General features: G+C 71.5%; 12 protein-coding genes and 1 pseudogene. 6 read left to right on the top strand and 7 right to left on the bottom strand.

The features are described from left to right. Positions 1–136: 136 nt before the first annotated feature. Complete coding sequence (locus tag CA983_RS26650) at positions 137–850, bottom strand: FadR/GntR family transcriptional regulator (protein WP_086603383.1); 714 nt, start codon at positions 848–850, stop codon at positions 137–139. A 250-nt stretch (positions 851–1,100) separates the two neighbouring features. Here CA983_RS26650 and CA983_RS26645 point away from each other — a divergent pair, with 250 nt between their 5' ends. From CA983_RS26645 to CA983_RS26625, 5 genes are read left to right on the top strand one after another with little or no spacing between them, the layout of a single operon-like run. Beyond that, positions 1,101–2,732 (top strand): ABC transporter substrate-binding protein, encoded by a 1,632-nt coding sequence (locus CA983_RS26645; protein WP_086603382.1) that lies wholly within the window; start codon positions 1,101–1,103, stop codon positions 2,730–2,732. A 21-nt stretch (positions 2,733–2,753) separates the two neighbouring features. Beyond that, complete coding sequence (locus tag CA983_RS26640) at positions 2,754–3,716, top strand: ABC transporter permease (protein WP_086603381.1); 963 nt, start codon at positions 2,754–2,756, stop codon at positions 3,714–3,716. 8 nt (positions 3,717–3,724) lie between these two features. Continuing rightward, on the top strand, positions 3,725–5,698 hold the full coding sequence (locus CA983_RS26635) for a dipeptide/oligopeptide/nickel ABC transporter permease/ATP-binding protein (protein ID WP_086603384.1): 1,974 nt from the start codon (positions 3,725–3,727) through the stop codon (positions 5,696–5,698). Further along, positions 5,695–6,723 carry an oligopeptide/dipeptide ABC transporter ATP-binding protein gene (locus CA983_RS26630; RefSeq protein WP_086603380.1) on the top strand — a complete coding sequence of 343 codons (1,029 nt, stop codon included), beginning with the start codon at positions 5,695–5,697 and terminating at the stop codon, positions 6,721–6,723. The genes CA983_RS26635 and CA983_RS26630 overlap by 4 nt, the downstream gene beginning before the upstream one ends. After that, positions 6,720–7,652 (top strand): dihydrodipicolinate synthase family protein, encoded by a 933-nt coding sequence (locus CA983_RS26625; RefSeq protein ID WP_086603379.1) that lies wholly within the window; start codon positions 6,720–6,722, stop codon positions 7,650–7,652. The genes CA983_RS26630 and CA983_RS26625 overlap by 4 nt, the downstream gene beginning before the upstream one ends. Here the strand turns inward: CA983_RS26625 and CA983_RS26620 are convergent. From CA983_RS26620 to leuA, 6 genes are all read right to left on the bottom strand, one after another. Continuing rightward, the gene (locus tag CA983_RS26620; protein WP_086603378.1) at positions 7,649–8,833 is read right to left on the bottom strand and encodes a sialidase family protein; all 1,185 of its coding nucleotides are present in this window, start codon (positions 8,831–8,833) and stop codon (positions 7,649–7,651) included. The genes CA983_RS26625 and CA983_RS26620 overlap by 4 nt on opposite strands. A gap of 36 nt (positions 8,834–8,869) precedes the next feature. After that, the gene (locus CA983_RS26615) at positions 8,870–9,532 is read right to left on the bottom strand and encodes a response regulator (RefSeq protein ID WP_086603377.1); all 663 of its coding nucleotides are present in this window, start codon (positions 9,530–9,532) and stop codon (positions 8,870–8,872) included. Next, on the bottom strand, positions 9,529–10,755 hold the full coding sequence (locus tag CA983_RS26610) for a sensor histidine kinase (protein ID WP_086603376.1): 1,227 nt from the start codon (positions 10,753–10,755) through the stop codon (positions 9,529–9,531). The genes CA983_RS26615 and CA983_RS26610 overlap by 4 nt, the downstream gene beginning before the upstream one ends. 55 nt (positions 10,756–10,810) lie before the next feature. Continuing rightward, positions 10,811–12,895, bottom strand: coding sequence for an MMPL family transporter (locus tag CA983_RS26605; RefSeq protein WP_167407470.1), 2,085 nt, complete (start codon positions 12,893–12,895; stop codon positions 10,811–10,813). A gap of 199 nt (positions 12,896–13,094) precedes the next feature. Next, complete coding sequence (locus tag CA983_RS26600; protein WP_086603374.1) at positions 13,095–13,793, bottom strand: tellurite resistance TerB family protein; 699 nt, start codon at positions 13,791–13,793, stop codon at positions 13,095–13,097. A gap of 186 nt (positions 13,794–13,979) precedes the next feature. Continuing rightward, positions 13,980–15,713 carry a 2-isopropylmalate synthase gene (leuA, locus tag CA983_RS26595; RefSeq protein ID WP_086603373.1) on the bottom strand — a complete coding sequence of 578 codons (1,734 nt, stop codon included), beginning with the start codon at positions 15,711–15,713 and terminating at the stop codon, positions 13,980–13,982. Between the two features lie 334 nt (positions 15,714–16,047). Here leuA and CA983_RS26585 point away from each other — a divergent pair. Next, positions 16,048–16,244: pseudogene (locus tag CA983_RS26585) on the top strand (peptidase M4 family protein); the annotation flags it as partial.

The raw sequence follows: 16,244 nt of genomic DNA, 5'->3' as shown, positions 1-16,244 counted from the left end.
GGTCCAGGGGGTGGCGGAGGCCCCGGCCGCGCACCAGCCGGCCGGAGGGCAGCCGCAGGACGCCGACGTCGCTCTCGTTCCACAGGTCAGTCACGCCCCTCATCATGCTCGGCGCCCGCTCGCCCGGGGAGCGGAATCAGCCCACCCCTCGCGACTCCTCCGCCGCCCGCGCCTCGATCCCCCGGAAGTGCACCGCCATCGCCCGCTGCGCGCCCTCGACGTCGCGGGCGCGCAGGGCGGTGACGATGTCGCGGTGGCGGCGGACCGTGATCTCGGGAGACGGGTCGTCGGTCCAGCCGCGGGCGCCGGAGACCCGGCGGAAGACCGTCCAGAACGCGCCGAGGAGCTGGGGGACCAGCGCGTTGCCGAGGGAGGCGTAGAGGATCTCGTGGAACTCGCGGTCCAGTTCCGGGAAGGAGCGGCCCGTGCCGCCCGCCGACTCCATGCGGGTCACCACGCCCTCCAGCCTGTCCAGTTCCGCCTCGGTGACCGTCGCGGCGACCCGGCGGATCAGACCCTCCTCCAGCACCTCCCGGACCTGGAGGATCTCGGCGAGGGCACCGGTGTCGTCGTCGTGCCGGGCCAGGGTGCGGAAGGTCAGTCCGTCGACGAGGGGGGTGAGGGAGGCCTGGCCGACGTAGGTGCCGTAGCCGTGTCTGATCTCGACGATGTCGAGGGCCTGGAGGGCTTTGAGGGCCTCGCGGACGGAGTTGCGGCTGACGCCGAGATCCTCCATGAGTTCGGCCTCGGTGGGCAGCGGCGCGCCGGCGGTGAGTCTGCGGTCGAGGATGAGCTGCACGACCTGGCGTTGTATCCGGCTGGTCCTGGGCTCCTCGGACATGCGCCGCATCGTACGCGCCCCGGACGTCCCACGTCCCACCTCCGGCGGTACCCGGTGTCGGACCTGCCCTGACAGGCCGCCAACTCATGCCATTTCACAGCGCCATTGGTCCGACCTGTGGCAGATACGCCATTCGTGTGCGATCCCTTGACCGCCTCCACGGCCCCTCCTATGGTCGCGCTGACCGCAGGACGTAGGACGTCGTATCTCCACTGCTCGCCCCCTCGCTTCCTTTCCAGACCTCTCGCTGGAGGACCCCGTGCGCGACGTGACCCACGACGTGCCGGCGCCGCACCGCCGGACGTTCCTGAAGTACACCGGCGCGCTGGGCGCGGCCGCCGCCGTCTCCGCGTCGCTGTCGGCCTGTTCGTCCGGGCCGGAGTCCACCAACGACACCGGTGGCGGCGGCAGCGGGGCGAACCGGACGCTGACCGCGGTGATCGGCTACGGCAACGACGGCAGCTGGGATCCCACCCAGACGGCGTCCGCGTTCTGCATGGCCGCGAACAACCACATCTACGAGGGCCTGCTCGACACCGACCCGATCTCCCGCGAGCCGTACGCGGCCCTGGCGACCGAGGTGCCGCAGGACCCGGACGGCACGTCCTGGACGTTCACGCTGCGGGCGGGGGCGACGTTCCACGACGGCAAGCCCGTCACCGCCGACGACGTGGTCTTCGTCTTCGAGCGGATCCTCGACCCGGACACCCAGACCCTCGCCAAGGGCTTCTTCGCGAGCTGGCTGAGGGAGGTCCGGAAGATCGACGCGCGGAACGTGGAGCTGGTGCTCAAGTTCCCCTTCCCGGAGGGGCTTTCGCGGCTGACGCTCGCCAAGATCATGCCGAAGCACGTTTTCTCGCAGCCGGGCGCCTGGGACGACGCCATCAAGGGCAAGGCGATCGGCTCGGGGCCGTACCGGCAGACCGCGCACCACCCGAAGTCGAACACGACCTTCGAGGCGTTCGACGACTACAACGGCCCGCGCAAGCCCGCCTTCCGGAAGATGAACTGGCTGACGATCGTGGACGCGGCACCCCGCGTCGCGAAGATCTCGGGGTCGAGCGCGGGCGCGCAGATCGCGGACAACATCCCGTACGCCAATATCGCGCAGCTGGAGAGCAGCGGGCTGACGGTCGCGGGTGGGGCCGGGATGAACAACCTGTTCCTGATGTTCAACACCAAGCGCAAGCCCTTCGACGACGTGCGGGTACGCCAGGCCCTGCACTACGCCATCGACACCGAGAAGATGGTGGAGGTCGCCCTCAAGGGCCACGGGAAGCCGTCGAGTTCCTTCCTCGACGAGAGCAACCCGTCCTACCGCCGGGCCAGGACCGTCTACGACCACGACCCCGACAAGGCGAAGGCGCTGCTGAAGGAGGCCGGGGTCAGGGGGCTGAGCATCGACATCCTCGCGGTGAACGTGAGCTGGATCGTCGACTGCCTGCCGACCATCAAGTCCTCCTGGGACGCGATCGGTGTGAAGACGACCCTGTCCCCGCAGGAGACCACGGCCGTGTTCACGAAGATGGACCAGAAGCAGGACTACCAGGTCGTCGCAGCCGCCTCGAACCCCAACCAGTTCGGCCTCGACGCCGACCTGATCATGCGCTACAACTACGGGCCCGAGAACCTGTGGATGCAGTACACACGGTGGGCCGGCGACCCCGTCGCCAGGGCGCTCTTCAGGGACATGGACCGGGCCACCCGGGAGCCGGATCCCGAGAAGAAGAAGGCGATGGTCCAGGACTACATCGACGTCGTCGCCGAACAGGCCGTGCTCTACCCGGTCGTCCACAACGAGCTGATGACGGCCTGGGACCCGAAGCGGCTCAGTGGCATAAGGGCGCAACCGTACCCGGGCATCAACCTGCTTCAGGCCAAGTGGGCCTAGCGACCAGGGGGTTCACGCCAGGTGATCGCCGTCGTCCGTATCCTGCTCCGCCGTATCGCCCTGCTCGTGCCGCTGATGCTCGGCATCGTGCTGTTCGTGTTCCTGGTGATGCGGTTCTCGGACGTCGACCCGGCGTCCGCGTTCTTCCAGGGCGCCAACCCGACACCGCGGCAACTGCACGACTTCCGTGAGGAACACGGCCTGCTCGACCCGCTGCCCGTGCGCTACGCCGACTTCGTGGCCGACCTGCTGCACGGGGACATGGGCACCAGCGCGCTGACCCGGGCGCCGGTGATCGACCAGGTCACCACCGCACTGCCGCTCACCCTCCAGCTGACCTTCCTGGGCCTGGGCGTCGCGGTCGTGCTGTCCCTCGTGGGCGGGGTGACCGCGGCGATCTACCGGGACCGGCTGCCCGACCAGATCATCCGGGTCGTGTCGCTGACCGGTGTCGCGGCGCCCGGCTTCTGGCTGGCGCTGCTGATGATCCAGTATCTGGCGGTCGACCTGGGCTGGTTCCCGACCGGCGGCTACATCAACCCGGCCGACTCCGTCACCGGCTGGCTGAAGACCATGACGCTCCCCGCGCTCGCCCTGTCCCTTCCGGTGGCGGCGCAGCTGACCCGGATCGTGCGGACGGCGGTGGTGGAGGAGCTGGACAAGGACTACGTACGGACGGCGATCGGGAGCGGGCTGCCGCCGCGCGTGGTCGTGGGGCGGAACGTGCTGCGGAACGCGCTCATCAACCCGCTCACCGTGCTCGGGCTGCGTGTCGGCTATCTGCTGGGCGGCGCGGTCGTCATCGAGACGATCTTCTCGCTGCCCGGCATGGGCAAGCTGATGATCGACGCGGTGAAGAACGGCGACCCGGCCGTCGTGCAGGGCGTCGTCCTGACCACGGCGGCCGGGTTCGTCGTCGTGAACCTCGTCATCGACGTCCTGTATCTGCTGGTCAACCCGCGACTGAGGGATGCGACCACGTGATGACCCGCATGATGACCCGCAAGAGCCTCACCGAGGCGCTGTCCCGGCCCGGCGTGCGGCTGCGCGGCCGGCGCCGGCTGCCGTTGCTGTCGAAGGCCGCCGTCTGCTTCCTGGCGGTCGTCGTGCTGCTGGCGCTGCTCGCGCCGCTGCTCGCCCCGCACGACCCGCTCGACCAGCAGCCGCCGGTCGACGGCACCGGGCATCCGTCCGCCGGGCACTGGATGGGCCAGGACAGCCTCGGCCGGGACATCCTGAGCCGGCTGATGTACGGGGCGCGGTGGTCGCTCGCGATCGGGCTCGGCGCCACCGGCCTGGCACTGGTGGCCGGGGCGCTGCTCGGGGCCGTCGCGGCCACCTCGCGCAAGGCGGTCGACGAGACGCTGATGCGCTGCCTGGACGTCGTCATGGCGTTCCCGGGCATCGCGCTCGCCGCCGTGCTGGTGGCGGTGTTCGGCGGGGGCATCACGGTGCTGATCTGCGCGATCGCGTTCCTGTTCACGCCGCCGGTGGCGCGGGTCGTCCGGGCGAACGTCCTCGACCAGTACGGCGAGGACTACGTGACGGCGGAACGGGTGATCGGTGCCCGGACACCGCACATCGTGCTGAAGCACGTGGCGATCAACTGCGCGGCTCCGGTGCTGGTGTTCTGCACGGTTCAGGTCGCCGAGGCGATCGTCTTCGAGGCGTCGCTGTCCTTCATCGGAGCGGGCGTACGGCCGCCCGACCCGTCCTGGGGCAGTGTCATCGCGGACGGCAAGAACATGGTGCTGACCGGCGGCTGGTGGGCGACGGTGTTCCCCGGCCTGCTGATGCTGGTGACGGTGCTGTCGCTGAACATCCTGTCCGAGGGGGTGTCCGACGCGTGGGCGGCCCCGCCGGCGCGGGATGTGGAGGTACCCGAGGACGACCGGCTCCAGGCGCCGCAGCCCGGCAGCGGGGAGATCGTGCAACTGCCCGGCCTGACTCAGGCGGCCCGGCGGCTGCGGGCCCGGGCCCGTCACCTGCCCCGGGACGGGCAGCCGGTCCTCGCGGTGGAGAACCTCGCCATCGGCTTCGACCAGCGGCACGGCGGCGTGGACATCGTCGACGGCATCAGCTTCGCGGTGCATCCCGGTGAGGTGCTGGGCCTGGTCGGCGAGTCGGGCTGCGGCAAGTCGCTGACCGCGCTGGCGATCATGGGGCTGGCGCCGAAGGGGGCGCGCATCGAGGGCCAGGTGCGGTTCGGCGGGCGCGACCTGCTCGCCGAGCCGATGCGCGTACGCCGCGGGCTCCTCGGCCACGAGATGGCGATGGTCTACCAGGACGCCCTGTCGTCGCTGAACCCGGCGATGACGATCCGCGCGCAGCTGAAGCAGGTCGTGCGGCGGGGCGGGCGGCGCGGTCCCGCCGAGTTGCTGACGATGGTCGGCCTCGACCCCGGGCGCACCCTGCGCAGCTACCCGCACGAACTGTCCGGCGGGCAGCGGCAGCGCGTCCTGATCGCCATGGCCCTGTCCCGCGAACCGAAGCTGATCGTCGCCGACGAGCCGACGACCGCCCTCGACGTGACCGTGCAGGCCCAGGTCATAGAGCTGCTGCTGCGGCTGCGCGAGGAGCTCGGCTTCGCGCTGATCCTCGTCTCGCACGACCTGGCGCTGGTCGCGGACGTCACCGACCGGGTGGCGGTGATGTACGGCGGGCAGATCGTCGAGATCGGCGTGACCGCCGACCTGGTGGAGGCCCCGGCCCACCACTACACGCGCGGCCTGCTCGGCAGCGTGCTGTCGCTGGAGTCGGGGCAGGAGCGGATGACGCAGATCAAGGGGGTCGTGCCGTCCCCCGCCGACTTCCCTGCCGGGTGCCGGTTCGCCGACCGGTGTCCGCGGGCGAGCGGGGTCTGCCGGACGACGGCCCCCGTTCTGACCGGTACGCCGGCGCACACGGCGGCCTGCCATCACCCGGCCATAGAGCTGGCGTCGACCGGGACCGGGGCGGTGTCATGAATACACAGCCCGCGCTCGTGGAGCTGTCCGACGCGCACGTCGTGCACAAGGCCCGCAGCGGCGGCCTGTTCACCCGCGACCGGGTGTACGCCCTGACCGGCGCCGACCTGACGATCGCGCCCGGCGAGACCATCGGCGTGGTGGGCGAGTCGGGCTGCGGGAAGTCGACACTGGCGAAGGTGCTGGTCGGGGTCCAGCGGCCGACGCGGGGAACGGTGTCGTTCCGGGGCCGCGACCTGTGGGCGATGCCGCCCGCCGAACGCCGCCGGGCCGTCGGCGGCAGCACCGGCATGATCTTCCAGGACCCGTCGACGGCACTGAACCGCCGCCTGACCGTACGGCATATCCTGCGGGACCCGCTGGACGTGCACGACCGGGGCACGCGGCAGCAACGCGACGAACGGGTACGGGAGCTGATGTCCCTGGTCGGCCTCCCCCGGGCCCTCGCCGACGCCCTGCCGGGCCAGCTGTCGGGCGGGCAGCGGCAGCGCGTCGCGATCGCCCGGGCGCTGGCGCTGGACCCGGACCTCGTCGTGGCGGACGAGCCGACCAGTGCCCTGGACGTGTCGGTCCGCGCGCAGATCCTCAATCTGCTGCTGGACCTGAAGGAACGCCTGGGCCTGGCCCTGGTGTTCGTCTCGCACGACATCCAGACCGTACGGCGGATGAGCGACCGCGTGATCACCATGTACCTGGGCCGGATCGTCGAGGAGTCCCCGGCCGCCCTGGTCACCGACCGGGCCCGGCACCCGTACACCCGCGCCCTGTTCTCCGCCACGCCCGGACTGCTCGACCCGATCGACCCGATCCCGCTGGCCGGTCCGGTCCCGTCGGCGACCCGCCCGCCGAGCGGCTGCCCGTTCCGCACGCGCTGCTGGAAGGCGGACGGGACGTGCGCGGAGGTGATGCCGGACTTCTCGGTCGCGTCGGCCCCCGCACACCGCTTCCGCTGCCACCATCCTGTCCAGGAGGACGAGTCGACCCGCGACCTCGTCCGCCGGAGCGACCCGATGGAGGCCCCATGACGATCACCTCGCTGACCGGTGTCATCCCGCCCGTCTGCACGCCCCTGACACCGGACCGCGAGGTGGACGTCCCCTCGCTGCTCAGGCTGGTCGACCATCTGGTGGCCGGCGGGGTGCACGGCCTGTTCGTGCTCGGCTCGACGTCGGAGGCGGCGTATCTGACGGACGGGCAGCGCAGGCTGGTGGTCGAGTCGGTCGCGGCCCACGTGGGCGGGCAGCTGCCGGTGCTGGCCGGGGCGATCGACATGACGACGGCCCGGGTCCTCGGCCATGTCGCGGCGGTGTCGGCGGCGGGCGCGGACGCGGTCGTCGTCACCGCCCCGTTCTACGCCCGCACCCACCCGGCGGAGATCGCCCGCCACTACCGCGCGGTGGCCGCGGCGAGCCCGGTCCCGGTGGTCGCCTACGACATCCCCGTCGCCGTCCACACGAAGCTGCCCTCGGACGTGATCCTGGAACTGGCCGCCGACGGTGTCCTGGCCGCGCTCAAGGACTCCAGCGGCGACCTGGCCGCCTTCCGCCAGGTCGTGACCGGGGCCAGGGCCCACCAGGGCATCACCGGCTTCAGCGTGCTGACCGGCTCCGAGCTGATCGTCGACGCGGCGCTCGCGGTCGGCGCGGACGGCACGGTGCCCGGCCTCGGCAACGTCGACCCGCACGGCTACGCCCGCCTGGACCGCCTGTGCCGCGCCGGGGAGTGGGACGAGGCCCGTGCCGAACAGGAGCGGCTGTGCGCCCTGTTCGGCATGGTCACCGTCGGCGACCCGGCCCGCATGGGCCCCGGCTCCTCGGCGATCGGCGCCTTCAAGGCCGCGCTGCACCTGCGGGGCGTGATCGACTGCCCGGCCACGGCGGAGCCGCAGGTGCCGTTGTCGCAGGACGAGGTGGAGCGGGTCGGGAAGTACCTGGCGGCGGCGGGGCTGCTCTAGAGCCCGTCGGCCGGAAGGCGGCGGAACTCGATCGTCTCGTAGGGCCCCTGGGCTCCGGTCTCGTAGAGGATCCCCACCGTCTTCCGGCCGAGCGGCACCAGGTCGGAGTAGGCCGCGGGGCGCTGGGAGAGCGTCAGCGCCTTGGTGAAGGTGGCGCCGCCGTCCGTGCTGCGCCAGACGGCCATCGCCCGGCGGGCGGTGGGGACGGACGGGCCGGAGAACAGCAGCGGACCGCGGCGGCCGGGCGGTTGCAGGACGCTGCCCTGCACGACAGGGACCTCGTTCAGGGTGGGCTGCACGGTGTACGGCCGGTCGAGGGATGCGCCGCCGTCGCTCGAATGGCCGTCGAGACGGTTGCCCGCACTGGTGCCGTGCTGGTCCCGGGCGTTGAAGTACACCCTGCCGTCGGGCAGTTGGGCGGCGGTGGACTCGTTGGCGTTGTCGGTCCCCTCGTACGAGTCGTCGACGAAGCCCGGCCGCCAGGTCCTGCCGCCGTCGTCGCTGAGCAGCGCGTGGGCGCCGTAGTAGCGGGGCTCCTGGCCGGTGTCCGGGGAGCCGGCCGGCGGGGACGCCGAGTGGTTGGCGGGGACGACCAGGCGGCCCGCGTACGGGCCCCGGGTGAGGGCGATCGCATGGCCGGGGCCGGTCGCGTACCAGCGCCAGGACGGGGCCTTCACCTGCGCGGTGATCTCGCGGGGCGGGGTGAAGTGCCGGCCGTCGTCCCGGCTGCGCTGCACGAACACCCGGCGGCTCTGCTCGGGCGTGACCTCGCCGCGCATGATCCGGGCCTCCGTCACCTCGCCGCTGTTGTAGGAGGTGAGGAGTACGACGGCGCCGGTGCGCGGGTCGACGACGGGGGCCGGGTTGCCCCGGGTGTCGCCGTCCCCGGCGGCGACCACGGTGAGCGGGCCCCAGGTGCAGCCGCCGTCCGCCGAGCGCCTCAGGACGACGTCGATGTCGCCGGTGTCGCCCGCGCCGCCGCGTCTGCCCTCGGCGAAGGCGAGGACGGTGCCTCTGCGGGTCGTGACCGTGGCCGGGATGCGGTAGGTGTCGTAGCCGCCCTCGCCCGAGACGTACGGGACGGAGGAGGTGCAGCCGGGGGCGGCCGAGGCGCCGGTCGTGGCGGCGAACGGGGTGAGGAGCACTGCGGTGACGAGGAGTGTGCGACTGAGGAGTCCCATGCTTCTCCTGACGGAACGTCGGAGCGTGCCTGTCCGTCAGATGCTCCCCGGTGTCACCAGCCCCGACTCGTACGCGACGATGACCAGCTGCGCCCGGTCCCGCGCCGCCAGCTTGCCCATGATGCGGCTGACGTGGGTCTTCGCGGTCAGCGGGCTCAGGCCCAACGCATCGGCTATCTCCGCGTTGTTGAGGCCGCGCGCGACCAGTGACAGCACCTCCCGCTCACGGCCGGACAGGCACTCCGGCCCGCCGGTCTCCGGTGCCGAGGGGGTGCGCAGGAACCGCTCGATCAGCCGTGCCGTGGGCCCCGGCGACAGCAGGGACTCCCCGGCCGCGACCGTACGGATGGCGTCGAGGAGTTCGGCCGGCCTGGTGTCCTTCACCAGGAACCCGGAGGCGCCGGCGCGCAGGGCGTCCACGATGTTCTCGTCGGTGTCGTACGTGGTGAGGACCAGGACGCGGACGCCCGCGAGGTCCTCGTCGGCCGCGATGAGCCGCGTCGCCTCGATGCCGTCCAGGTCGGGCATGCGGATGTCCATCACCACCAGGTCGGCCCGCTCGCTGCAGGCCAGTCGCACGGCCTGCCGGCCCGTGGCGGCCTGACCGACGACCTCCATGTCCCGGGCCGACTCCACGAGCATCGCGAACGCCTCCCGTACCAGGGTCTGGTCGTCCGCGAGCAGCACCCGTATGGTCATCCGGTCCCCTCCCCCGTGGTCCCCGTCTTCGTCAGCGGCAGTACGGCGGTCACCTCGAAGCCGCCGTCCGCACGCGGACCGGCGTCGAGTGTGCCACCCACGCTGCGCGCCCGCTCGCGCATTCCGACGAGTCCGAAGCCCGGGGTACCGCCCGGGGCCGGTCCCGTGCCGTCGTCGCTGACCGACAGGTGCAGGGCGCCCTCCCGTTCCACCAGGTCGACACGGACGGCCGGTTCGGGTCCCGCGTGCCGGACCGCGTTGGTCAGCGCCTCCTGCACGATGCGGTAGGCCGCGGCACCGACGGCGGGCGGTGCCTGCCGTATCCCTACGGTCTGCTCGACCCGGGCACCGGCGAGCCGCGCGGCCTCCGCCAAATCGGTCAGACCGGCGAGGCCGGGCAGCGGACCGCGGGCGTCCGGAGAACCGTGCTCGCGCAGCACCTCCAGCGTCGTACGGAGTTCCCCGCGGGCGCTGCGACAGGTCTCGGCGATGTCGTCCAGCGCCTTGGCCACGGTCTCCCGGTCGAGCCGCTCGGGGTCGGCGGACAGCACGTGGGCGGCGACGGAGGTCTGCACGCCGATGAGGGTGATGGTGTGCGCGAGCAGGTCGTGCAGGTCCCGGGCGATCCGCAGCCGCTCCTCGGCGACCCGCCGCCGGGCCTCCTCCTCGCGGGTGCGCTCGGCACGTTCGGCGCGTTCCACGATGGAGGCGACGTACTGGCGGTAGAAGCGCACATCGGCACCGCAGAACAGCACGGCGACGACCCACCCGGAGATCTGGAGCACCCTCAGCGCCTCGTGCATGCTCACGGTGAGCATCACGCTCGTCGAGAGGGTGATGACGCCGACGCCGACCAGGACGGTACGCAGCGGCCGTCCGGTGACGGCGACGGTGTAGAGGGCGATGTAGGTGGCCGGGGTCGGCGCCGTGTGGGTGTTGTCGAGGGCGTGATAGGGCGCGACGCACACCACGATCGCGAGCAGCACGAGCAGCGGACGGCGGCGCCGCCACACCAGCGGCACATGGCAGGCGAGCAACAGCGTCCACCCGAGCGCGTCGGGCCGGCGGCCGTCGTCGACGAACAGCGCGAGACCGACCGCGAGCACGGCGGCGACGACTGCGAACAGCGCGTCGTTGCGCACGGCGTGCGGAGCGGTCAGCGGATCACGGTTGATCACCGCCATGATCCGATTACCTGTCGTGGGCACCTGCACGGACCTCATCCTCGTCCAGGAATGCGCCCCTCCGGGAGGGGAGGGGCGCTTGATCTGCTCAGCGCTACGCCGGGCTGCGAACTCGCCCCGGCTCAGCTTCAACAGGCAGCTCCGGTGCACGCGAGAGCCTCCCCGGCCACCAGACCCGCCGCCGCAACAGCACACTCGCCGTGGTCACCAGATACGTCCGCACAAGGAACGTATCGAGCAGCACCCCGACCGCAATGACGAACCCGAGCTCGACAAGCCCGACCATCGGCAGCGTCGTCAGCACAGCGAACGTCGCCGCGAGCACCACCCCCGCAGAGGCGATCACCCCACCGGTCGTACGCAACGCGGTAAGCGCGGCAGCCTCCGGCTCGGCCCCCTTCACGGACTCCTCCCGCATCCGGTGCATGAGGAAGATGCCGTAGTCGACCCCGAGGGCGACCAGGAACACGAACGACAACAGCCCCAGCCCGGGATCCGTACCGCCGAAGCCGAACACCGGCTCGAACACCAGCCCCCCGATGCCGAGGGCCGCACCCCACACCGCCACCACAGCCGCCAGCAGCAGCAACGGCGCGACGAGACTCCGCAACAGACCGACCAGGATGATGAACACGGCGGCCAGCACCAGCGGCACGATCACCTTGCGGTCCCGCGACTCGCTGTCGGCCAGGTCGATCTGCTGGGCGCTGGGCCCGCCGACGTAGGCGCCCGTCGGATCGAGCCCGGCACGCAGGGCCTCGATGGTCCGGGTCTCGGCCGCCGTCTCGGGCGCGGCCGTGGTGAAGACGGCGATCTCGGTCCAGCCCGAACCGCTGCGTCCCGGGGCCACTTCGGCGACACCGTCCGTCGCACGGGCCCGGTCCAGGACCGCGTCGGCCCGGTCGGCGGGGGCGATGACGGTCACAGGCCGGCTGCTGCGCTCCGGATACTCCCGCGCCAGCGTCTGCATCGCGGTGATCGACTCGGGCCGCTCCGTGAAGGAGTCCTCCTGCTTGATGCTCCCGGACAGATTCAGCGTGCCGAGCGCGAGCGCACCGAGCAGGACGCCGCCACCGACGAGCACGGTGACGGGCCGGCGCGTCGCCGAGGTCCCCATCGCCGCGAACAGCGACCGGCGGGCCTTGGGCTCACTGCCGAAGGCGGGGATCAGCGGCCAGAAGACCCGCCGCCCGAGCAGCACGAGCACGGCGGGCAGCAGGGTCGTCATGGCGACCAGCGCCGCGAGCACCCCGACCGTGCCGACCGGCCCCATGCCGCTGCTGCTGTTGAGATCGGCGGCGAGCAGGCACAGCAGCCCGGCCGCGACGGTCCCGGAGGAGGCGAGGATGGCCGGTCCGCAGCCGCGCAGAGCGGTGCGCATGGCGTCGTACGGCCTCTCGTGGCGCCGCAGTTCCTCGCGGTAACGGGCGATGAGCAGCAGCGCGTAGTCAGTGCCGGCGCCGAGGACGAGCACGGTCATCACGCCGCCGCTCTGGCCGGTGACGGTGACGTCGAACAGTTCGTGGAGTCCGTACCCGGCGGCCATGGCGGTGGCGGCGGCGACGCCCGCCACGGCGAGCGGCACCAGCCACAGGAACGGGCTGCGGTAGATCAGGATCAGCAGGACGGTGACGACGGCGAGCGTGGCCAGCAGCAGGGTGCCGTCGATCGTCTCGAACACCTTGCCCATGTCGGTGTTCAGCGCCCCTGGCCCGCCGACCTCGACGCTCAGCCCGCCGCTCCCCTCGGCGACCTCGCGCACGCCGTCCACGAAGGCGTTCCTGGCCTCCTCGTCCTGCCCCGGCTGGGTGCTCGACACCGGGTACATCAAGGTGGAGCCGTCCTCGGACGGCACGCCCCGCGGCTCGCCGGTCAGGTCGTAGGCGCCGCGCACCTCGGCGACCTGCTCGGCGGCCGTGCGCCGGTCGGCGTCGGTCAGACCGCCGTCCCGGTGGTACACGAGCACCAGGTCGGTGGACTCGCCTCCCGGAAGCCGGTCCTGGATCCGCGCGACCTGCGTGGAGTCGGCGCTGTCGGGCAGGTAGTCGACCGCGCGGTTCTGCTGGATGCCGGCGAACTTCCCGGCGAGCGGCCCGACCAGCACGAGGGCGGCGAGCCACAGCCCGACCACCGCCCAGGGCACGGCTCGCCGCCGTGCGGTTTTCCTTGTGTCCCCCACTGTTCGGGCTCCCTCCGGTCCGGGTGTCTGGAACGGTCTCCAGACTCCCGGCGCACGGGGGCGGATTCGTCCGGCCCGAGGCCGAGTCGGGGGCTACTGCACAGGGCGGTGCGGGCGGTGGATTACTCCCCGGGGAGTATCGCCCGGGGAGTAACGCCCGTGGAGTGACACCCGAGGGGCGCCTGGCAGGGGCGCCGCTCTACGACGGCGTACGCGCCGCCGCCGCGAGCACCCGTGTCACGTCGTCCGAGCAGATGGTGAGCGCCGCCCCCACCGTCGCGAGCACGTCCCGCTCGGCCGGGGTGTACGGCCCGTCCGCCAGGGCGATGCGCGCCCCCTGGAGCAGGATCGATTCGCGGCCGACCGTGGCGAGGTGCGGGGCGAGCGGGTCCAGCGCCTCGTGCAGCTCTATGGCCAGCCCCGCACCGCAGGGCTCCCCCGTGATCCGGCCGGTGTCCGCCTCCAGCGCCTCCACGAGGGCGGCCAGCTGCTCCTCCGTACAGTCGTCGAAGCCGGCCGCGCGCACGGCGAGCACCGCGGACTCCAGCGCCGTACGGGAACCGGCGCCGCCCGCGGCCAGCACGGCGAGGGCGACGGTGTGCACGGCGTCGCGGAGCATCGCGGAGAAGCGGGTGGTGGTCGGATGGTCGAGGATGTCCATGCCGAAGTGGCGGCGGCAGGCGGCGCACTCCACGACCGGGCCGGTCTCGCCGCGCGGCAGCACGGGCAGGCCGAGCAGGGTGAAGCGGCGTTGTCCGGTCAGCCGCTGGTAGTTGCGGTCGCCGCCGCAGCCGGGGCAGAAGAACTCCCCGTCACCGGCGGGCGTCCACGCGGTACGGGTGCCCAGGATGCTCGAAAACCTGGCGGCATGGCCGTTTCGTCCCCGTCCTGGCAGCACGTCGCACCTCCGTCATGCCGCACGGCGGCGTCGCCGCGCTTGCGTGATGTTAGCCACATCCATGAGGAGGAGTCAGCACCCCGGAGGAGACCTTTCCGTGACCCTCACAGGGATTGGCCGGTATACGACGGGGCTCCGCCCGCCGGACAGCGGCGGACGAAGCCCTCGAACCATCGTCGGGACTGGTCAGCGAGTCGCGCGGTTGACGGCCGAGACGACCGCCTTCAGCGAGGCGCGCGTGGTGTTCGCGTCGATTCCGATCCCCCACAGGACCTTGTCGTCGATGGCGCATTCGATGTAGGAGGCGGCCTGCGCGGAGGCGCCCTCGCTCATCGTGTGCTCCTGGTAGTCCAGCAGGCGGGCGTCGATGCCGATGCCCTGCAGCGCGTGGAAGAACGCCGAGATCGGGCCGTTGCCGGTGCCGACCAGGGTGGTCTCCACGCCGTCGACCTCGGCCTCGACGGTGAGGGTGTCCACGCCGTCGGTGTCGGTGGTCGACTGGTTGTTGCGTACCTGGATGCGGCCCCACGGGTTGTTCGGGTTCGGCAGGTACTCGTCCTGGAAGGCCGCCCAGATGTCCTTCGGCGTGACTTCGCCGCCCTCGGCGTCGGTCTTCGCCTGGATGATCTTCGAGAACTCGATCTGCATCCGGCGGGGCAGTTCCAGCTTGTGGTCGTTCTTCAGGACGTACGCGATACCGCCCTTGCCGGACTGCGAGTTGACCCGGATGACCGCCTCGTAGGAGCGGCCGACGTCCTTGGGGTCGATCGGCAGGTACGGGACCGCCCACTCGATGTCGTCGACGGTGACGCCCTTGGCGGCCGCGTCGGCCTCCATCGCGTCGAAGCCCTTCTTGATGGCGTCCTGGTGGGAGCCGGAGAAGGACGTGTAGACCAGGTCGCCCACGTACGGGTGGCGCGGGTGGACCTGCATCTGGTTGCAGTACTCCCACGTGCGACGGATCTCGTCGATGTCGGAGAAGTCGATCTGCGGGTCGACGCCTTGGGAGAACAGGTTCATGCCCAGGGTGACCAGGTCGACGTTGCCGGTGCGCTCGCCCTGCCCGAACAGGCAGCCCTCGACGCGGTCGGCGCCGGCCATCAGCGCCAGCTCGGCGGCGGCGACGGCCGTGCCGCGGTCGTTGTGCGGGTGGATCGACAGGCAGACGTACTCGCGGCGGGACAGGTTGCGGCCCATCCACTCGAAGCGGTCCGCGTGGGTCGACGGGGTCGAACGCTCCACCGTGGCGGGCAGGTTGAGGATGATCTCGCGGTCCGGGCCGGGCTGCCAGACGTCCATGACCGCCTCGCAGACCTCCAGCGCGAAGTCCAGCTCGGTGTCGGTGAAGATCTCCGGGCTGTACTGGTAGCCGAACGCAGTACCACCAGCCTCTGGGCCCAGCAGATGCTTCTCCGCGTACTCCATGACCAGCCGCGTGCCGTCGACGGCGATCTGCTTGATGTCGCCCTTGGAGCCCCGGAAGACGACCCGACGGAAGACGGGGGCGGTGGCGTTGTAGAGGTGGACGGTCGCGCGCTTGGCGCCCTTCAGCGACTCCACCGTGCGCTCGATCAGATCCTCGCGGGCCTGGGTCAGTACGGAGATGGTGACGTCGTCGGGGATCGCGCCCTCTTCTTCGATGATGGAGCGCACGAAGTCGAAGTCGGTCTGACCGGAGGCCGGGAAGCCGACCTCGATCTCCTTGTAGCCCATCTTGACCAGCAGGTCGAACATCGCGCGCTTGCGGGCGGGCGACATGGGGTCGATCAGGGCCTGGTTGCCGTCGCGCAGGTCGGTGGAGAGCCAGCGGGGGGCGGTGGTGATGCGCTGGTCCGGCCAGGTGCGGTCCGGGATGTCGACCTGCTCGTAGCGGCCGTACTTGTGGATCGGCATGGAACTGGGCTGCTGGCGGTTCGCCATAATGCGGGGGCTCCTCAGGAGGTGTCCGGAAGGACGGCCGACGACGCAGCACCAAGCTCCGCGGGGAGGGAGTCGGCCTCGACTACAGGCCCTCGCCGCGGCAGCTAAGGAGAAGCAGCCCGAAACGCATGATGCGCAGCATGCTAGCCGAGGCCCTCCGTGTGCGCGGATCCGTATCAGTATGCGGGACCCGGCGCACATACAGGACAAAAAGTGCGCTATACCACTTCGCCATACCACTTCGCCACGGAGAGTGAAGGCCCTTGTCCCGGTATTTCACCAATCATGGTGGCTACTAGTGACAGTATCGTCACGCAGTGCAAAGGTGCCGGGCATGACGACTCACGGGGGCTTCGAGCCCGTCTTCTGCACCATCGTTCCACCCCATGTCCTCGACAAGCTCGCCCAGGCCGAGGACCCCGCGCTCGCCGGACCCGCCCGCCGGACCCTGGAGCGCGACGCCCTGGAGCGCACCCACCGCCGGCTGACCACGGTCGTCGGCGCCCCGCCCGTGGCCCCGCCCGCCGGGGC

The sequence above is a fragment of the Streptomyces swartbergensis genome (genome assembly GCF_002148965.1).
Taxonomy (GTDB): Bacteria; Actinomycetota; Actinomycetes; order Streptomycetales; family Streptomycetaceae; genus Streptomyces; species Streptomyces swartbergensis.
Note: the sequence above shows the minus strand (reverse complement) of the source record. Positions and strands in the feature narration are given on the sequence as shown.

Excerpts from the sequence above, each read along its gene's own strand:
- CA983_RS26620 (WP_086603378.1), bottom strand. The coding sequence starts at position 8,833 with ATGGGACTCCTCAGTCGCACACTCCTCGTCACCGCAGTGCTCCTCACC.
- CA983_RS26625 (WP_086603379.1), top strand. The coding sequence starts at position 6,720 with ATGACGATCACCTCGCTGACCGGTGTCATCCCGCCCGTCTGCACGCCC.
- CA983_RS26630 (WP_086603380.1), top strand. The coding sequence starts at position 5,695 with ATGAATACACAGCCCGCGCTCGTGGAGCTGTCCGACGCGCACGTCGTG.
- CA983_RS26635 (WP_086603384.1), top strand. The coding sequence starts at position 3,725 with ATGATGACCCGCAAGAGCCTCACCGAGGCGCTGTCCCGGCCCGGCGTG.
- CA983_RS26650 (WP_086603383.1), bottom strand. The coding sequence starts at position 850 with ATGCGGCGCATGTCCGAGGAGCCCAGGACCAGCCGGATACAACGCCAG.
- CA983_RS26615 (WP_086603377.1), bottom strand. The coding sequence starts at position 9,532 with ATGACCATACGGGTGCTGCTCGCGGACGACCAGACCCTGGTACGGGAG.
- CA983_RS26610 (WP_086603376.1), bottom strand. The coding sequence starts at position 10,755 with ATGAGGTCCGTGCAGGTGCCCACGACAGGTAATCGGATCATGGCGGTG.
- leuA (WP_086603373.1), bottom strand. The coding sequence starts at position 15,713 with ATGGCGAACCGCCAGCAGCCCAGTTCCATGCCGATCCACAAGTACGGC.